We start from the raw sequence: 16,412 nt of genomic DNA, 5'->3' as shown, positions 1-16,412 counted from the left end.
GGCCCCGGGTCGGTCGCTGCCAACGGCCGGTCCGACCCGATAGTGCGCTCGGAGAGTGGTCCTCTCCTTCTCTCGATTATTTCCGTCCACGCGTTCCCGAACAGCGCCGACGCCGCTACTGCCCGTAGTCCTCGAACGCTTCGAGGACCGCCTCCAACTCTTCGTCCGTGAGTTCGGTCGGTTCGAAGCCCGCCCCGCGTGCAGTCAGGTACATCCGGGCGAGGCTCTCGACGTGGACGGTGTTCTCGATAGCCGTCGGCAGGTCGGGGCCGGTGACGACCAACCCGTGACTTCGGAGTATCGCCGCGCTGGCCTCGGCCGCCCGCATCGCTTCGACGACGTTTTCGGCCAGTTCGGCCGTGCCGTAGCGGGCGTACTCCGCGATAGGGACGCGCTTGCCCACCGCGACGATCATGTAGTGAATCGGCGGCAGGTCCTCGCCGGCGATAGCCAACGACGTCGTCCACGGTGAGTGGGTGTGGACGATGGCCCCGACGTCCTCCCGTCGGTAGATGGCGGCGTGCATCGGGACCTCGCTGCTCGGCTTCATCCCGCCGCCGCGTCGTTCGCCGTCGACGCCCACGAGGGGCACGTCCTCGGCGTCGAAGGAGTCGTAGGGAACGCCGGTCGGCGTCACCGCGAACGCGTCGCCCGAGCGGACGCTGCAGTTGCCGGTCCGTCCGGGCGTCAGCGCCGCGAGTCGCGGCGCGTGTTCGACGATGGCCCGCCGCTCGGCGGCGAGGTTCACAGCGCCACCTCCAGAACCTCCCCCAGCGATTCGACCTCGTGGTCCGGGTGATGTTCGGGGGGCGCCTCGGGGGCGACCTCGCCATTGAACAGGACGGTCTCCAGCCCCACTGCGTTCCCGCCTGCGATATCCTTCGGGGGGTCGTCGCCGACCATCACCGCGTCCGTCGGCCGGCAGTTCAGACGCGCCAACGGCAGCGTGAACAGTACCGAGCCTGGCTTCTCGCGGCCGGCCTCCTCGGACGTGACCACGGCGTCGACCCGGTCGTCGATGCCCAGCACCTGTAGTTTCCGCAACTGAAGTCGAGTAGTCAGGTCGGTCGTAATGCCGACGGCTACGCCGGCGTCGGCGAGTTCGGCAATGGTCTCCTCAAGCCCGGAAAAGGGTTCGATGGCGTCGATGTACGCCGACCAGAACGCCTCCCCGAGCGCCAGCGCATCCTCGGGGACCGGTCGGCCCACGTGTGCGCGGAGCGCGTGTTTGAAATAGAGCGTTCGACTGTGGGCGGCGGCCGCACCTGCCGTATCCAGTTTCGTCTCGCGTCGACCCCGCTGGTAGAGGTCCTCGAACGCCTCCCTGTCGAGGTCGTAGCCGCGTTCGCGGGCGGCCTCGAGGGCGCCCTGCTTGCCCGCCTCGTTACACGGGGCGTACGGATACAGCGTGTTGTCGAGGTCGAACAGCACGGCGTCGACGGTCATGGCTCCTCGTAGGCGGACGAGGGTGATAAGTCGCGGTGTCGGTTCGGGGGCCGCTTACTGGAACCCGCGGCCTACGTCGGATTCCTCGATAAGGTCGTCCAGTTCCTTCGAGAGCAGGTCCTCGGCCTCCTCGAAAGTCTCCGAAAGGTCGTCGAGTTCGTCGGGTCGGTCGTACATATCGTACTCCATCGGCCCGAAGGCGGGGCTATCGAGGGCATCCATTACGTCCTCGAAGAGCGCATCGCCCGTCGTCGGCGCGTCGGCGTGGGTTTCGAGGACGGTTTCGAGTTCCTTCGCCCGCTCTTTGGCCTCGTCTTCGTCACCGAAGCCCTGATTGACGCCGAAGCGGCCGCCGCTGTCCTTGCCCGGAAACAGCGGGTCGAGTTCGTCGTCGACCTTTCGGGCGACCTGAGCGCCGACGCCCTGTACCTCGAAGGGGTTCTTGGCGTAGGTCTTCAGTTGGTAGACCCCGACGGAGGGATGGCCGACGAAGAGGTCCTCGCCCACGCCGCCGCGGCGGTCACCGGCGACGGCACGCCAGCCGCTGGGCTCCGCATTCGACTCGACCACGTCTTCGAGGATATCCTCCCAGTCACGGACGCGCATACCTGTGGTTGGGCATTAGTCAGGAAAGAAGGTATCGGCTTCGGACCTTTATTCCATGTAGCGAAAGCATCCCTGAAGATACGTTACTATTTTTAAACCATTGTGTAATTTTATAATAGCCGCAAGCGGAGGTTGCACCTAGTTAGCATGCAACTCTCTGATTTAGTTGATCAAGAGTGGAATTCATACGAAGAGAAACGCTTCTTGAAGGACTCAACGAAGACGAAAACCAATGATTTCGACCCAGAATCGTTCAAGCACGAGGGGTTCGACGACCGAGAAAAATATCTTGAGACGTATGCTCCTGCATTAGCCGATGAGAACCGGGTCCGGACTGAACTTACGGATTTCACGCCTCCACGTCTGGGGTCGATAAACAACTCACCGTACCAAGCGTTGGTCATTCGGTACGGAATTCTTCGGACGCTTATCAGGGAGTCCGGATACTCGATGCCGAAGGACTCGTTGCTGGAAACGGTTCAGGAATGGCAAAGAGAGATCATCGCGGAGGGTTCGGATTCCGAGTTTTCCGACGACGATACGCTCTTTCACCTCTCGAAGGCAGCCGTCAATCACGGCTCAGATGTTGACGATTCGGAACTACACCTGATATACAGATACACGGAACTGTACAACGAGCAGCAGCAATGGAAGCACGAGCACTACACGTGGCGGGATATGTTCAAGCGCCTCTCGACTATCAACCGCTTCCCGAAGGTTTCTCGCTCCGAAAAGCCCGAACACGCTCTCGATACGATTGAAAAAGGCCTCTGGTCGTTACAGGAACAAGCCCTCGTCTACGAGGTTATCGAGGACGGGCAGAATATCGTCGGCATCCCGGAGGACTACGACGATATAATCCAAGAGTGGGTCAGCTACGAGATAGCCGACGAGAACTTCCGGACGATGTTAGAGAGCCTCGACCAGTTCGACAGTCAATCGAGGCTTATCGAGGCCCGCGAAACCTTCGATATCAACACGAAAACGGGAGGGCGGAACGATAGGCGCCGGAAAAGTCTCGTCGAAGCAGGCGTTTATCCGAGTGATTTGTTGGACGAGACGCTCACGAAAGACGACTTAAAAGATATCGTCGACGAGTACGGCATCGATGCACACAAGCGACGGCGGAACGAGATGATTGAGAAGACTATCGAATACTTCGAACGGGCACAGAAGAGCGTCGAAGAGGGTGAACCGGAATCAGAGCTCTATCTGCAGTGCTTCGAGGATATCGCAGACGGTAAAATCGAGAAGATACCTCCACAGCTCCAGACGATAGTCGATGAACCGGACAAATCGAAGAAGTTGGAGATACTCTTCGAACGCGCAACGGCCGAGATTTTCGAGGACGTGTTCAATCTCTCTGGGACCGAATTACTGGGCCAAACCGGCGGCGGAAATGTTGCTGATGGGCAAATCGAACAAGACGGGAAATGGCTCCTCTGGGATAACAAGCGACGTTCGGGAAAGTTCAAGCTCGACGCAGATACCAGGGCCAAAATAAAGGACTACATCGATACGAAAAACCAGCAACATGACGTCGAGTGGTTCTTTATCATCGCTCCTGAGTTCGCGAAATCAGCAGAACAACGGGCGAATCAGCTAGAGACACAGGTCGGTGGCATCGACATCAGGTTGGTCCGGGCGGACACCTTCACGGAATTAGCTCGCTACTGGCAGGCAGAGTACGACAACGACACCGAGTTCCCACTGTCCGTCTTCTATGGGTCCGACACTCTCGACCTGGAAACCGCTAAGGGGGCTCTTGAGACGATGTTCTCATAAGCGCAAAAGCATCGACCGACCGATAGCGTTTTTCCGCCGAGCGCGTTGGTGCGTGTGTGAACCTTCGCGGCCCCATCGTCGAGGCAGGCGACCCCCGGACCGTCGAGACGAGTTACGGCACCTCGGAACTCGCCGAGGTGACGGTCCGTCCCGAACGGGGCGCCCGCGACCCCGTGTCGGTGACGCTGTGGGGCGACTGGACCGAAACCGCGGAACTGCTGACCGAGGGGATGGAGTTACTCGTCACGAACGTCGAGGAAGACAAGTTTAAGGGAGAGATACAGTATTCGACGACCGGCGACTCACTGGTCGTGGTCGACCCCGATTTCCTCGTCGACGTGACGGACATCCGCTCGTGGGTCCAGTGCCCCCGGATGTACTACCTCAACAAACTCACCGGCATCCCGCTGAAGTACCCGGTCATCAAGGGGACCGTCGTCCACGAGGTGTTCGGCGACCTGCTCCGAGGGCGAGACCTCGATGACAGCATCGAGGAACGCGTCGCAGAGGCCGCTCTCGATATCGGCCTGCTGGGTGAGACGGCTGACTCGGTCGCTGACGACATCCGAGAGAACGCCGCCGCGATTCAGGGCTGGCTCCAGCAGGGGCGCCTCGGCGACGACGCCGACACGTGGCGCTCCGAGCAGACGCTCATCTCCAAGCAGTTCGGCATCAAGGGCCGGGCCGACGCCGTCCGCCGGGGGATGCCCGTCGAACTGAAGACAGGCAAGAACCTGACCAAGGAACCGCGATTCCAGGACAAGGTGCAGGCCGCCTGCTATGCTCTCCTTCTGGCCGGCAACCTCGAAGACGCACCGGACACCGGGACGCTACTCTATACCAAGAACACCGCCTTAGAGCGCAACGAGGAGTCCGGTGACCTCTCGCCAGCCAAGGAGTTCTCTATCGGGTCGGGGTTCCTACAGTTCGTCCTCCGGACGCGAAACGAAATCGCCGCCGCCGAACACGATATGAGCGTTCCGACGGGCTACGAGGCCAACGCAAAATGCGAGTACTGCTTCGAGCAGGACACCTGTATGGTCGTCTCGGGCCGACTCGACAAGGAGTCGAAGGCCGGCCAAATCGGCGAACCCCTCCCTCAAGAAGAACGCGACTACTTCGAGCGCTTCTATCGCGCCATCGAGGAGGAACGCCGCGAGGTCCACAAGGAGTACCGCAAACTCTGGGAGCAAACCGCCACCGAGCGGGCCGACGACGACCGCGCGCTCATCGACCTCGAACCGCTCGACAGGCGTGCCGTCTCGGGCGGGCGCTGGCGCCTCCGCGCGGAGCGGACCTCCGATGCTGTCTCGAAGATTCGTGAGGGCGACCGCGTTCTCGCCAGCGACGGCGACCCCATCGACGGGACCGCCGAACTCGCGACCGTCGAGGAGTTGGGCGAGGACGTCGTCGTCGTGGCGGACGAACCGCTGGACCTCCGGCGACTCGACGTCTACCCCTCCGAAATCGGCGTCGACCGACAGTTGACCGCCCTCCACGACGCGATACTTCGTGGCGACCCCGACCGGAAAGACGTCCTCTTCGGCCGGCGCGACCCCGAGTTCTCCGGCGAGGAGCGTACCTACATCGACAACAACGACGCCCAGAACGAGGCTGTCAACAAGGCCGTCAACGCCGAGGACTTCGCCCTCGTCCACGGCCCGCCGGGGACGGGCAAAACGTACACGCTGGCCCAGACGGTCCGGACGCTGGTTCGGAGCGGCGAGCGCGTCCTCCTGTCGGCGTTCACCAACCGGGCGGTCGACAACGCCATCGAGGCCCTCGAAGAGCAGGGTTTCACGGACATCGTCCGCTGGGGCTCCGAATCGGGGGTCCGCGACGACATGCAGGAATACCGGATGGAACGCAGCGGCGACCCCCGAGAGCGCGCCGCCGAACTGCAGGACGCACAGGTCGTCGCCGCGACCACCGCGGCCTGTGGCTCCCGAGCGCTCAAAGAGCAACACTTCGACGTCGCCGTCGTCGACGAGGCCGGCCAGTTGACCGAACCCGGTACCTTCCTCGCGACGAACCTCGCCGACCGGTTCGTGTTGGTCGGCGACCACGAGCAACTGCCGCCCGTGGTGCGTGCCGAAAACGACCTGCAGGAATCCCTCTTCGAGCGCCTTATCGAGACGTATCCCGAGGCCGGCGTCATGCTCGACCGGCAGTATCGGATGAGCCAGCGCGTCCAGTGGTTCTCTAGCGAGGAGTTCTACGACAGCCAGTTGCGCCCCGCAAACGGTGAGGTAGCCGCCCAGCGGCTCGACCAGTTGCCGGGCGTCGAAAGCGACGCGCTCCCGCCGGAACTCCAGAACCCCGTCTCCTTCGTCGACCCCGACGGACGCGCCGATGGCAACACCAACCGCATCGAGGCCGACCGGGTCGCCGAAATCGTCCAGTCGTTCCGCGAGGTGGGGGTCGCCCCCGAAGATATTGGCGTCATCGCACCCTTCCGCGCGCAGGTCGCCGAAATCTCTCGTCGCGTGCCGGCCGACATTGCCGTCGACACCGTCGACCGGTTTCAGGGCTCCTCCAAGGAGGTCATCGTCCTCTCCTTCGTCGCCAGCGAGGACCTCGAAAGCCCGATTTTCGAGGATTACCGCCGCGTCAACGTCGCGCTGACGCGGGCGAAGAAATCGCTCGTCCTCGTCGGCGATGCAGGGGCGCTTGCGACAGTGCCGTTCTACGAGCGGATGCTGAAGTGGGCGAACAGCGACTGAGAGGGAGTTCTATCGCGACCGCCGAGCGATGCGAATCCGCGTGTCGCCGCGCTCGACAAGGAGGTCCCGCTCGTCGCGCTCGACGGTCATGCCGCCGACAGTCGTAGTGGTGCCGTTTTCCGGGATCGCCACCCGCCCGAGCGTCTCGTTCTCGCGTGTAACGACCATGTCGAAGCCGTCACCGACCGGTTCGATGGAGACGTTCCGGCCGTCGATACGCGCGTCGGCGGTCGCTCGCTCGTCGCGGAAGACGACCGGGCGGTCGGTGTCAGCGACTCCGAGTTGGACGTTATAGGTCGATTCACCGCCGGTGAGGGTCCACTCGGTTCGTGTCGCGCGAACGTCCTCGTGCCAGGTGAGGCCGCCGAGCCGAATCGTCGCCTCGCCGCTGCTGACGAGTCGGTTCGTGGAGACTTCCTCCCACCAGATATTGCGCTGTTCGGAGACGACGATGACGCCGCTGGCGTTGACCTCGGAGGTGTTGCCGGCCGGGAACGGAATCGCCGGGATATACTGATTCTCGACGTCCTCGGCGTAGAAGACGGTGTAATCGCCGACTTCGACGGGGTCGGCGCCGTCGAGGCCGGCGCTGGGGTCGTCGACGACGAAGAGGTTGAACGGGACGGCGATGAGCGCGAGCGCGAAGACAGTTGCCAACAGGAGGCCGTAGGCGGCTTCCCGCCGCGAGAGGTCGATACTGGCGATGAACGCCCGCGGCGTCGCCGTCACGCCGCTGGCGATGAGGGCGGCGACCAAGAAGACGAGTGCCGTTCCGAGCGCCCGATAGAGGGTGAACCGACCCGACCCTTCGATGGCGTAAACCGCCCAGAGGCCGCGGTCGGCGGCGATGACGAGTGCGGCCACCCAGAGATGGCTCGGGTTTGGTCGCACATCGCGACGATAGAGGAGGCCGGCGGCGAGAACGACGCCGACGAAGAGGCCGAGTGCGTGGCCCTGAATCGCGATGTTGGCCCACCACGGTCGGGAGAAGGATTCGCTGGCTGTCTGCGTAATCGTCGGCGATTGAATCGCGTTGTACACGAGGCGGACGACTCCCGACAGTAGCGTCGCTGCGACCGTTGCCAGCGGGAACCGCACCAAGGCGAAGCCGATGAAGGCGAAGACGACGCCGGAGAATCCGATGACCGGCCCGAGAGCGAACAGCGCCGAGAAGACGCCGACGAGGAAGATCGCGACGACCCACGCGGCGATGCGGGCGAAGGGGTTGGTTCGAAGCGACGAGAAGGTCGTCGTCCCCCGTTTGCGGGGGAAGTGACTCCAGGCGTATTCGGCCAGCGACCCGAAGACGAGCGTCCCGAGGAGGTTGCCGGTGACGTGGCCCAGACCGGCGTGGGCGAACCCGGCGGTGAGCATCCCGGTCGGGTAGAGATACCCCCACGCCCGAAACGGGATGACGACGGGGTTTCGAGGATTGGCGAGGCCGTTCTGCGCGAAGAGATAGAAGGCAGCCACGCCGAGGACGGCGATGAGCGTCCCCCACGGAACGCCCATGACGAGGCGTTTGCGGGCCAGCATACCCCATCGACCGTCGGGACGAGCGAGCCGCCACAAAGCTCCGAGCGAGACGGCGATGCCGGCCGCAAGTGTGAGATACCAGACGGCGACCGGGATATCCATACCGAGGGCCACGGCGTGGTCCGATATATAAGTCGGCGATGTCGCAACGTTTCGTGCCTGTCGGCCCGTCCGCGCGAGTTCCACAGCGTTTAGCCGTCGGGCGCCAACCCTCGGGTATGGACATCGAAGCCGTCTTTCCGGAAATCGAGACCATCGAGGACGACACGCTTCGAACCGGCGTCGCCTCGGCGTGGACCAGCGCCGCGGGTGTCAACGGGCTCGATATCGAGGAGTTGCCCGAGGTGCCGTGGCTGCCGCCCGCACAGGACGACCTCGACATGGACGCCGACGACGCGCTGTTGGTCGACCACGTTCAGGACGTCACTTCCTGTGCGCTGGGCCTCGCGGAATCCCTGCTCGCGCGCAACGATGACCTCGAAATCGATATCGACACCGTCATCGCGGGCGCGCTGGTCCACGACGTCTCGAAACTCTACGAGTTCGACGGCATGGAACGTACCGACGTCGGCCGTCTGCTCGGCCACCCCTACTACGGCGTCTCGGTCGTCTCCCGGGCGAACCTCCCGGTCGACATCGCCCATATCGTTCTCTCACACAGCAGTCGCACGAACGTCGAACCGGCAACGCTGGAAGCAGAAATCGTTCGCCGGGCCGACGAGGTGGCGGCCGCAAGCCTCCGGTCGACGGCCGTCGAGGACCTTCGGGACGCCTGAATCGGGCATCACATTGCACCGCGGCCGAACGCAAGGACTAATCGCTTCCCTCCGAAGGACCGGGCATGAGCGATGACGAGGGGGACGCCCAGTCGGACCACCAGCAGAAGCAGTTGCGCCGCATCGGTTACGGTATCGTCGTTTCGGGCGTGCTCACGTATTTGGTCACCTACTTCAGTTCCCGGCCGTACGAGATTCTCGTCTTTGGCCTCGCCGGATTAGCGGTCGCCCTCCTCGTCTTCGAGAAAATCGAAGGCGGCGGGATGGGCGTCTCGCTGGGCCTGCTGACTGGGTCCTTTGGCGTCTGGCTATGGCCGCAGGTCGAGGGTGGTAACTTCTACGTCCTCGGCTATATGCTGATTCTGGCTGGCCTCGCCAACGTCCTCCTGATGCCGTACTTCCGGGATATCGGCGAACGGTTGGCGGGCGGTAGAGAGTGAAATAACTGCGGAAATCGATCCTATATTGGGGAGGGTTTCTAAATTCGGGGAAAACTTTTGTTTAGTCCCACTCTATTTTGTAGCCATGTCAGAAGCAACGCTTGACGACCGGGGGCGACTCACCCTCCCGAAGGAGGTTCGAGAGCGATACGGCGACCGGTACCGTATCGTCGAACTCCACGACGGGGTCAAACTGATTCCAATCGCGGAAGACCCGCTTGACGCGCTTCGCGCGGAGTTCGATGACGTGGACAAATCGGCCGATGAACTCCGGGAGGAAGCACGAGAGGCGGCGCTGAACGAGGCTGGCCGCTAAATGTATGCGGAGACGGATTTCCTCTTGGCGCTCATCAAAGATGACGACTGGTTAGGCGAATCCGCGGAGAAGGTGTACCGTGCGCATAGCGACGACCTCTGGACGTCGCAGTTCACGCTCATCGAACTCCTTGTCGTTGCCTATCGGGAGGACCGAGACACTGAGCGGGTGGTCGCGAATGCCGCTGCACTCGTAGATGTGCGTGGGGACGTGGATACCGTCGTAGCAGCAGCCACGTACGTTGAAGACCACGGATTCACCCCGTTCGATGCACTACATCTCGTCGAATCCGACGGCGAGACGATCGTCTCCAGCGATGATGCTTACGAGGGATTCGCCACACGAGTCGACCTGAAAGACGCGGCCGAAGAGTGACCCTCCGCAACCACTTTACCCGCCACCCTCTTTCCCCCGACAATGAGTGATTGGACGGAAAAATACCGCCCGGAGACCCTCTCGGAGGTCCGGGGGAACAACAAGGCCCGCGACGCGCTGAAGGAGTGGGCCGAGACGTGGGACGACCACGGCGATGCGGTCGTTCTCCACGGCGCACCGGGGGTCGGCAAGACCTCCGCCGCCCACGCGCTGGCCAACGACATGGACTGGCCGGTTCTGGAGATGAACGCCTCGGACGCCCGCACGAAGGACGAAATCGAACGGTTCGCGGGCCGTGCGGCCTCGAACACGACGCTGGGCAGCCAGCGACAACTCATCATCCTCGACGAGGCCGACAACCTCCACCAGCACAAGGACCGCGGCGGCGCCGCCGCGATGACCCGCCTCGTCAAGAACGCCACCCAGCCCATCGTCCTCATCGCCAACGACTACTACGAGATGTCGTCGGGCCTCCGCAGCGCCTGCGAGGACATCGAGTTCCGCGATATCTCGACGCGGTCTATCGTCCCCGTCCTTCGGGACATCTGCCGACAGGAGAACGTCGACTTCGACGAGGAAGTCCTCAAGAAAATCGCCGAACAGAACCGCGGCGACCTGCGCGGGGCCATCAAGGACCTGCAGTCCCGCGAGCGGAACGGCGAAATTCGCGCCGAAGGCTCGGAGGGCGAACGCGACAAGACCGTCGACATCTTCTCGTTTCTGGACGCCGTCCTCAAGGAGGAATCAGCTGAAGACGCCCTCACAACTGCCTACGACGTCGACGAGACGCCCGATAACCTCCTGCAGTGGATCGAAGACAAGGTGCCGAAGGTCTACGAGGCCGACGAGTTGGCTGACGCCTACAAACACCTCGCGAACGCCGACGTCTGGCTCGGCCGCGTGCGCGCCACCCAGAACTACAGCTACTGGCGCTATGCCACCGACAACGTCGCCGCCGGCGTCGCCTCGGCCCGCCAGCAGAAACGCGGCGGCTGGACCCAGTACGGCGGCGCACCCTACCGCTCCTCGCGGGACGCCACCCGGGATTACATCGCCGAACAGATAGCCGCGAAATCGGGCGTTTCGACGGCGACCGCTCGGCGCGAAATCATGCCCTATCTCGCGGTGATGACCCATCACTGCAAGAACCGCGAGTTGACCGTCGAGATGGTCGCCCGCTACGACCTCGATGCCGAACACGTCTCCTTCATCACCGGGTCTGGCAAGACAACCAACAAGGTTCAGGGCATCATCGAGGACGCCGAGGAGCGACTCGAAGCAGAAGCCGTCGAACACTCCGGTGGGGCCTTCGCTCCCAGTGTCACCGACGGTGCGGAAGCAGACGGCGAGGATGGCGAGGAGACCGAATCGGAAACTGAAGACGACACGGAAGGTACCCTCGCGGAGTTCGGCGCTTCGGGCGGTGAGGGAACGGCCAGCACGGACGATTCGGGCGACGACCAATCACCCGAAGAACGCGCCGCGGAAGCCGAAGACGACGACGGGCAGGCCGGCCTCTCGGACTTTATGTGATCAGAGCAATCGGGAGAGGAACCGCTCGCCGCGTTCGGTCTGCGGGTTCTCGAAGAAGGATTCCGGTTCGCCCTCCTCGACGATACGGCCTTCCGACATCAGGACGATGCGGTCGGCGACTTCGCGGGCGAAGCCCATCTCGTGGGTGACGAGCATCATCGTCATGCCCTCCTCGGCGAGGTCCTCGATGACGTCCAGTACCTCACCGACGAGTTCGGGGTCCAGCGCGCTGGTGACCTCGTCGAACAGCATCACTTTTGGGTCCATCGCCAGCGCACGGGCGATGGCGACCCGCTGTTGTTGGCCGCCGGAGAGTTCGTGGGGATAGGAATCCATCTGGTCGGCGAGACCGACGCGGTCCAACAGTTCCTCGGCGCGGCGCGTGGCCTTCGACGCGGGGAGACCGCGGACCTCGTTCGGGCCGATGGAGACGTTTTTGAGGGCGTTCTTATGCGGGAAGAGGTTGAACGACTGGAAGACCATCCCGACCTGCTGGCGGACCTGATTGACGTCACCGTCGGTGATCGACCGACCGTCCAACCGGATCTCGCCGCTCTGGATTTCCTCGAGGCGGTTCGTACACCGAAGCAGCGTCGATTTTCCCGACCCTGAAGGGCCGATAACGACGACAACCTCCTGCTCGTCGACTTCAAGGTCGATATCTTTCAGCACATGGGTGTCGCCGAAGTACTTGTCGACGCCCTCGAACTCGACGAGCGGTTCGTGGCTCATTCGTTACCACTCCCGACAGTTCGGGAGAGGTTCGACAACCGCCCGAGAATGCCCCCGTCGGAGCCCCAGTCGGAGTACTTCTCGAGGGAGTTGACGACCTGACTCATCGACATCGTAATCATGAGATAGAGGATACAGACCCACACCAGCGGCGTCCATGGGTCCAGTTGGTTGCTGTTGATGTTCCGGAAGACGCTCATGATCTCGGGGACGGCGATGACGGTCAGAAGCGAGGTGTCCTTGACGAGGATAATCTGGTCGTTGCCGATGGCTGCCAGAGCGTTTCGCCACGCCTGCGGGAGGACGATGTGTCGAAGCGCCATCACTCGCGACATCCCGAGGGAGCGGGCGGCTTCCATCTGTCCGTCGGGGACGGCGTCGATGCCGCCGCGAATTGCCTCGCCGACGTAGGCGCCGTGGTTCAACGTGAGGCCGATAATCGCCGCCGGAACCGCCCAGTTCTCGAAGGGGAACTGGCCGGTCGCCCACAGTCGAGGGATGCCGAAGTAGATGACGAAAAGTTGGAAGAGCAGCGGCGTCCCGCGGAAGAACTCGACGTAGCCCTTCGCGATACGTCCAGTAATACCGGAGGTGGAGATCCGCCCCAGGCCGACAATGACACCGAGGGTCACCGAGAGGAGACTCGAGATGACGACGATCTGGAGGACGAGAACGAAGGCCTCTGCGAACCGTTGGGCGATGAACGGCGACGTAAGCAGCGTGTAATTGACCTGTGTTTGCAGGATCCATACCACGAGGGCGCCGATTAGAAGGAGGAACCCGCCGGATACGATTTCACCGAATCGTCTGACGAGTGCATCACGCATCAGCACGCCGCCGCTCTCGGCGTCCTCCTCGCCGGTGTGCGCTTCTGCCATATGCTATCCGAATCGGTCCCGAAGGGATGAAACTACCGAGACGGATTCGCCTATGCAGCGAAGTACTCGTTGTAAATTTCGTCGTAGGTGCCGTCCTCGCGGATGGTTGCCAGCGCGTCGTTGACTTCCTGACGGAACTCGTCGTCGTCCTGTCGGAAGGCGATGCCGTACTCCTCGATGGTCAGCGTGAGGTACGGCGGCGCGTCATCGCCCTGGGCGGCGGCCTCGCCCTCGCCTTCGAGGAAGACGACCTCGTCGTTCTCGTTTGCGAACTCGGCGCTGACGGTGTTGTCGTTGATGACGGCGTCGACCTGATTGTTCAACAGCGCGTCGAAGGCGCCGGTAATCTGGTCGTAGCTCTCGATGGTGAGGTCGCCGTCGAACTCCTCTTGAAGCCCCTCGGCGGCCGCCTCGCCGGTCGTCCCCTTCTGGACGCCGACCTGCGTGCCCTTGAGGTCCTCCTTCGAGGTGATGTTCCCGTCGTCGAGGACGAGGACGGTCTGGTAGGCCGTGAAGTAGGGGTCCGAGAAGTCGACCTCCTCGGCTCGCTCGTCGTTGATGGTCATCGCGCTCATGATGACCCGGAAGTTACCGTTGTTCAGCGACGGGATGATGCCGTCGAAACTGGTCTCCTGAAACTCGTATTCGTAGCCGAGTTCGCCGGCGAAGACCGCTTCGGCGATCTCCACGTCGAAGCCGACGAGTTCGCCCTCCTCGGTTCGGTACTCGAACGGCGGGTACGGGATGTCCGAACCGATAGTGATAGTCTCCGCTCCGTCCTCGCCATTTCCGTTTCCGCCGTCGCCGAGACAGCCGGCGAACGCCGCTGCCGCGCCGGCGCCACCGACCGTTTTCAGGTACGAACGACGGTCCAGATTGGTTTTCTCTACCATATCCGTCTTCTTGGCAGAAGCCCGTTTTAAGGTTTCGACGTCAGACGAGCAAAAGGCGGACTATACGTACGGAAATGGGTCGGTTTATTGACCGTTCGACTGCGCGTCAACGACCGCGACACCGGCCAGATTCACGATGTCCTTGACCTCGTCGCCCCGCTGAAGGACGTGGACCGGCTTGTCCATCCCAACGAGCATCGGGCCGATGGCCTCCGCACCGCCGAGGCGCTGGAGGAGTTTGTAGGCGATGTTGCCCGCTTCGAGGTTCGGGAAGATGAGGACGTTGGCGGGGTCGTCCAGGTCCGAGAAACTGTAGGTGCCTTCGAGCATGTCCTCGACGACGGCGGTGTCGGCCTGCATCTCGCCGTCGACCGGGAAGTCGACCGCGTCGTCGGCCCGAAGCATCTCCGCGGCCTTCCGCGGCTTGCGCGTACCCTCGTTGTCGACGCTGCCGAAGTCAGAGTAGGACAGCAACGCGGCCTTCGGGTCGATGTTGAACCGACGGGCGAGTTCGGCGGTCTGTTTGGTCACCTCGGCCAGCACGTCCTCGTCGGGCGACTGGTTGACCGTCGCGTCGGCGACGAAGACGACGCGGTTCTTGAACGTGAGCATGTAGACGCCCGCGGCGTGGTCGGCGTCGTCGGCGGTGCCGATGACCTGCAGCGGCGGCCGCAGCGCCGACGGATAATGGTGCATCAGGCCGGTCAGCATCGCGTCGGCGTCGCCCATCTCGACCATGACGCTGCCGAGGTAGTTGCCGTCCTCGATGAGTTCGTCGGCCTCGCGGCGCGTAATTCCTTTCCGCTGGCGGAGTTCGTAGAGCCGCTCGGCGTAGGGGTCGAGGTTGCCCTCCTCGGGGTCGACGATTTCCGGCTCGAAGTCGAGGCCGAGGCGTTCGGCGTGCTCCCAGACCTCCTCCCGGTCGCCGATGAGAATCGGCTCGGCGATGCCCTGGTCGACCAGCTGGTAGGCCGCACGGACCATCTTCTCGTCGTCGCCTTCCGCGAGGACGAGCCGCTTGGGTTCGCTTTTGGCCTTGTTGAGGACGACCCGCATCATCTCGCGGGACTTGCCCAGACGGGCTTCGAGTTTCTCGGCGTAGGTATCGAGGTCCAGTTCGATGCGGGCACAGCCGCTATCGATGGCGGCCTTCGCGACGGCCGGCGCGACCTCGAAGAGCACGCGGGGGTCCAGCGGTTTCGGGATGATGTAGTCGGGCCCGAACTGCAGCGGCTGGTCCCCGTAGGCCTTGACGACTGCGTCCGGCACGTCCTGCCGTGCGAGTTCCGCGAGCGCCTCGGCGGCGGCGACCTTCATGTCCTCGTTGATTTCCGTGGCACGGACGTCTAGCGCACCCCGGAAGATGAAGGGGAACCCGAGAACGTTGTTAACCTGATTCGGGTAGTCCGAGCGACCGGTGGCCATGATGACGCTGTCGTCGCGAGCGTTTTTGGCCGCCTCGTAGCCGATTTCGGGGTCGGGGTTCGCCATCGCGAAGACGATGGGGTCCGACGCCATCGACTGGACCATCTCCTCGCTGACGATGCCGCCGACCGACAGGCCGACGAAGACGTCGGCACCTTCCATCGCGTCCGCGAGGTCGCCCTCGGGGCAGTCCTGTGCGAACTCCCGTTTGAACTCGTTTACGTCGCCGGCCTCGGCGCGTTCCTCGGTGATGATGCCCGTCGAATCGCACATCGTGATGTTGTCGCGGTCCGCGCCGAGCGAGACGTAGAACCGGGCGGTCGCGAGCGCGGAGGCACCGGCTCCCGAGAAGACGATGTCCAGTTCGTCGAGTTCCTTGTCCGCGATGTCGGCGGCGTTCAAAAGCGCCGCGCCGGAGATGATGGCCGTCCCGTGCTGGTCGTCGTGGAAGACGGGAATGTCCATCTCCTCCCGCAGCGTCTCCTCGATTTCGAAGCATTCGGGCGCTTTGATGTCTTCGAGGTTGATACCCCCGAAGGTCGGTTCCATCGCACTGACCGACTGGATGATGTCCTTCGGGTCGTCTTGGTCGAGTTCGATGTCGAAGACGTCGATGTCGGCGAAGCGCTTGAACAGCACGCCCTTGCCCTCCATGACGGGCTTGGAGGCCTGTGCGCCGATGTCGCCGAGGCCGAGCACGGCCGAGCCGTTGGAGACGACGCCCACCATGTTGCCTTTCGTCGTGTAGGTGAAGGCGTCCTCGGGGTTGTCGGCGATTTCGTTACACGGTGCGGCGACCCCCGGCGAATACGCCAAAGAGAGGTCTCGCTGCGTGTTGGTCGGCTTCGTCGTGGATATCTCGAGTTTGCCCGGTGGCTCACGCCGGTGGTACTCGAGTGAGTCCTCGTCTAGTCCCATACGGGTACCCCGTACAGCGGCCTCAAAAAG

At 63.1% G+C, this 16,412-nt stretch carries 15 protein-coding genes; 7 read left to right on the top strand and 8 right to left on the bottom strand.

Annotated features, from left to right (window positions below; genetic code table 11):
- Window positions 1-115: 115 nt before the first annotated feature.
- From HWV23_RS16870 to HWV23_RS16860, 3 genes are read right to left on the bottom strand one after another with little or no spacing between them, the layout of a single operon-like run.
- Window positions 116-748, bottom strand: a complete 633-nt coding sequence (locus HWV23_RS16870) for a ribulose-1-phosphate aldolase (protein WP_178291543.1) — start codon at window positions 746-748, stop codon at window positions 116-118.
- Window positions 745-1,446, bottom strand: a complete 702-nt coding sequence (locus HWV23_RS16865) for a ribulose-1,5-bisphosphate 5-phosphatase (protein WP_178291542.1) — start codon at window positions 1,444-1,446, stop codon at window positions 745-747. Before HWV23_RS16865 ends, HWV23_RS16870 begins: the two co-directional genes overlap by 4 nt.
- 54 nt (window positions 1,447-1,500) lie before the next feature.
- On the bottom strand, window positions 1,501-2,052 hold the full coding sequence (locus HWV23_RS16860) for a hypothetical protein (protein WP_178291541.1): 552 nt from the start codon (window positions 2,050-2,052) through the stop codon (window positions 1,501-1,503).
- Window positions 2,053-2,199: 147 nt separating this feature from the next.
- Between HWV23_RS16860 and HWV23_RS16855 the strand changes: the two genes are divergently transcribed.
- Window positions 2,200-3,837, top strand: coding sequence for a PDDEXK family nuclease (locus tag HWV23_RS16855; RefSeq protein ID WP_178291540.1), 1,638 nt, complete (start codon window positions 2,200-2,202; stop codon window positions 3,835-3,837).
- Between the two features lie 56 nt (window positions 3,838-3,893).
- On the top strand, window positions 3,894-6,560 hold the full coding sequence (locus HWV23_RS16850; RefSeq protein ID WP_178291539.1) for an AAA domain-containing protein: 2,667 nt from the start codon (window positions 3,894-3,896) through the stop codon (window positions 6,558-6,560).
- A gap of 9 nt (window positions 6,561-6,569) precedes the next feature.
- Here the strand turns inward: HWV23_RS16850 and HWV23_RS16845 are convergent, their stop codons facing one another.
- Entirely contained in the window at window positions 6,570-8,198 is a 1,629-nt protein-coding gene (locus HWV23_RS16845; RefSeq protein WP_178291538.1) for a rhomboid family intramembrane serine protease, read from the bottom strand.
- Window positions 8,199-8,314: 116 nt separating this feature from the next.
- Here HWV23_RS16845 and HWV23_RS16840 point away from each other — a divergent pair, with 116 nt between their 5' ends.
- From HWV23_RS16840 to HWV23_RS16820, 5 genes are all read left to right on the top strand, one after another.
- The gene (locus HWV23_RS16840; RefSeq protein ID WP_178291537.1) at window positions 8,315-8,872 is read left to right on the top strand and encodes an HD domain-containing protein; all 558 of its coding nucleotides are present in this window, start codon (window positions 8,315-8,317) and stop codon (window positions 8,870-8,872) included.
- A 65-nt stretch (window positions 8,873-8,937) separates the two neighbouring features.
- Window positions 8,938-9,312 (top strand): hypothetical protein, encoded by a 375-nt coding sequence (locus HWV23_RS16835; protein WP_178291536.1) that lies wholly within the window; start codon window positions 8,938-8,940, stop codon window positions 9,310-9,312.
- Window positions 9,313-9,397: 85 nt separating this feature from the next.
- Complete coding sequence (locus HWV23_RS16830) at window positions 9,398-9,628, top strand: AbrB/MazE/SpoVT family DNA-binding domain-containing protein (RefSeq protein WP_178291535.1); 231 nt, start codon at window positions 9,398-9,400, stop codon at window positions 9,626-9,628.
- On the top strand, window positions 9,629-10,003 hold the full coding sequence (locus tag HWV23_RS16825) for a PIN domain-containing protein (RefSeq protein ID WP_178291534.1): 375 nt from the start codon (window positions 9,629-9,631) through the stop codon (window positions 10,001-10,003).
- A 42-nt stretch (window positions 10,004-10,045) separates the two neighbouring features.
- On the top strand, window positions 10,046-11,536 hold the full coding sequence (locus tag HWV23_RS16820; protein WP_178291533.1) for a replication factor C large subunit: 1,491 nt from the start codon (window positions 10,046-10,048) through the stop codon (window positions 11,534-11,536).
- Here HWV23_RS16820 and HWV23_RS16815 read toward each other — a convergent pair whose 3' ends face one another.
- From HWV23_RS16815 to HWV23_RS16800, 4 genes are all read right to left on the bottom strand, one after another.
- Window positions 11,537-12,268, bottom strand: coding sequence for an amino acid ABC transporter ATP-binding protein (locus HWV23_RS16815; protein WP_178291532.1), 732 nt, complete (start codon window positions 12,266-12,268; stop codon window positions 11,537-11,539).
- Complete coding sequence (locus HWV23_RS16810) at window positions 12,265-13,095, bottom strand: amino acid ABC transporter permease (protein ID WP_178291704.1); 831 nt, start codon at window positions 13,093-13,095, stop codon at window positions 12,265-12,267. Before HWV23_RS16810 ends, HWV23_RS16815 begins: the two co-directional genes overlap by 4 nt.
- Before the next feature lie 101 nt (window positions 13,096-13,196).
- Complete coding sequence (locus HWV23_RS16805) at window positions 13,197-14,021, bottom strand: basic amino acid ABC transporter substrate-binding protein (RefSeq protein WP_178291703.1); 825 nt, start codon at window positions 14,019-14,021, stop codon at window positions 13,197-13,199.
- A gap of 102 nt (window positions 14,022-14,123) precedes the next feature.
- On the bottom strand, window positions 14,124-16,382 hold the full coding sequence (locus HWV23_RS16800) for an NADP-dependent malic enzyme (RefSeq protein ID WP_178291531.1): 2,259 nt from the start codon (window positions 16,380-16,382) through the stop codon (window positions 14,124-14,126).
- Between the last annotated feature and the right edge of the window lie 30 nt (window positions 16,383-16,412).

It is taken from the genome of Natronomonas halophila (genome assembly GCF_013391085.1).
In the GTDB taxonomy this organism is placed as follows: domain Archaea; phylum Halobacteriota; class Halobacteria; order Halobacteriales; family Haloarculaceae; genus Natronomonas; species Natronomonas halophila.
The sequence above is the reverse complement of the archived record's forward strand: the minus strand, read 5'-3'. Positions and strand labels throughout refer to the sequence as shown.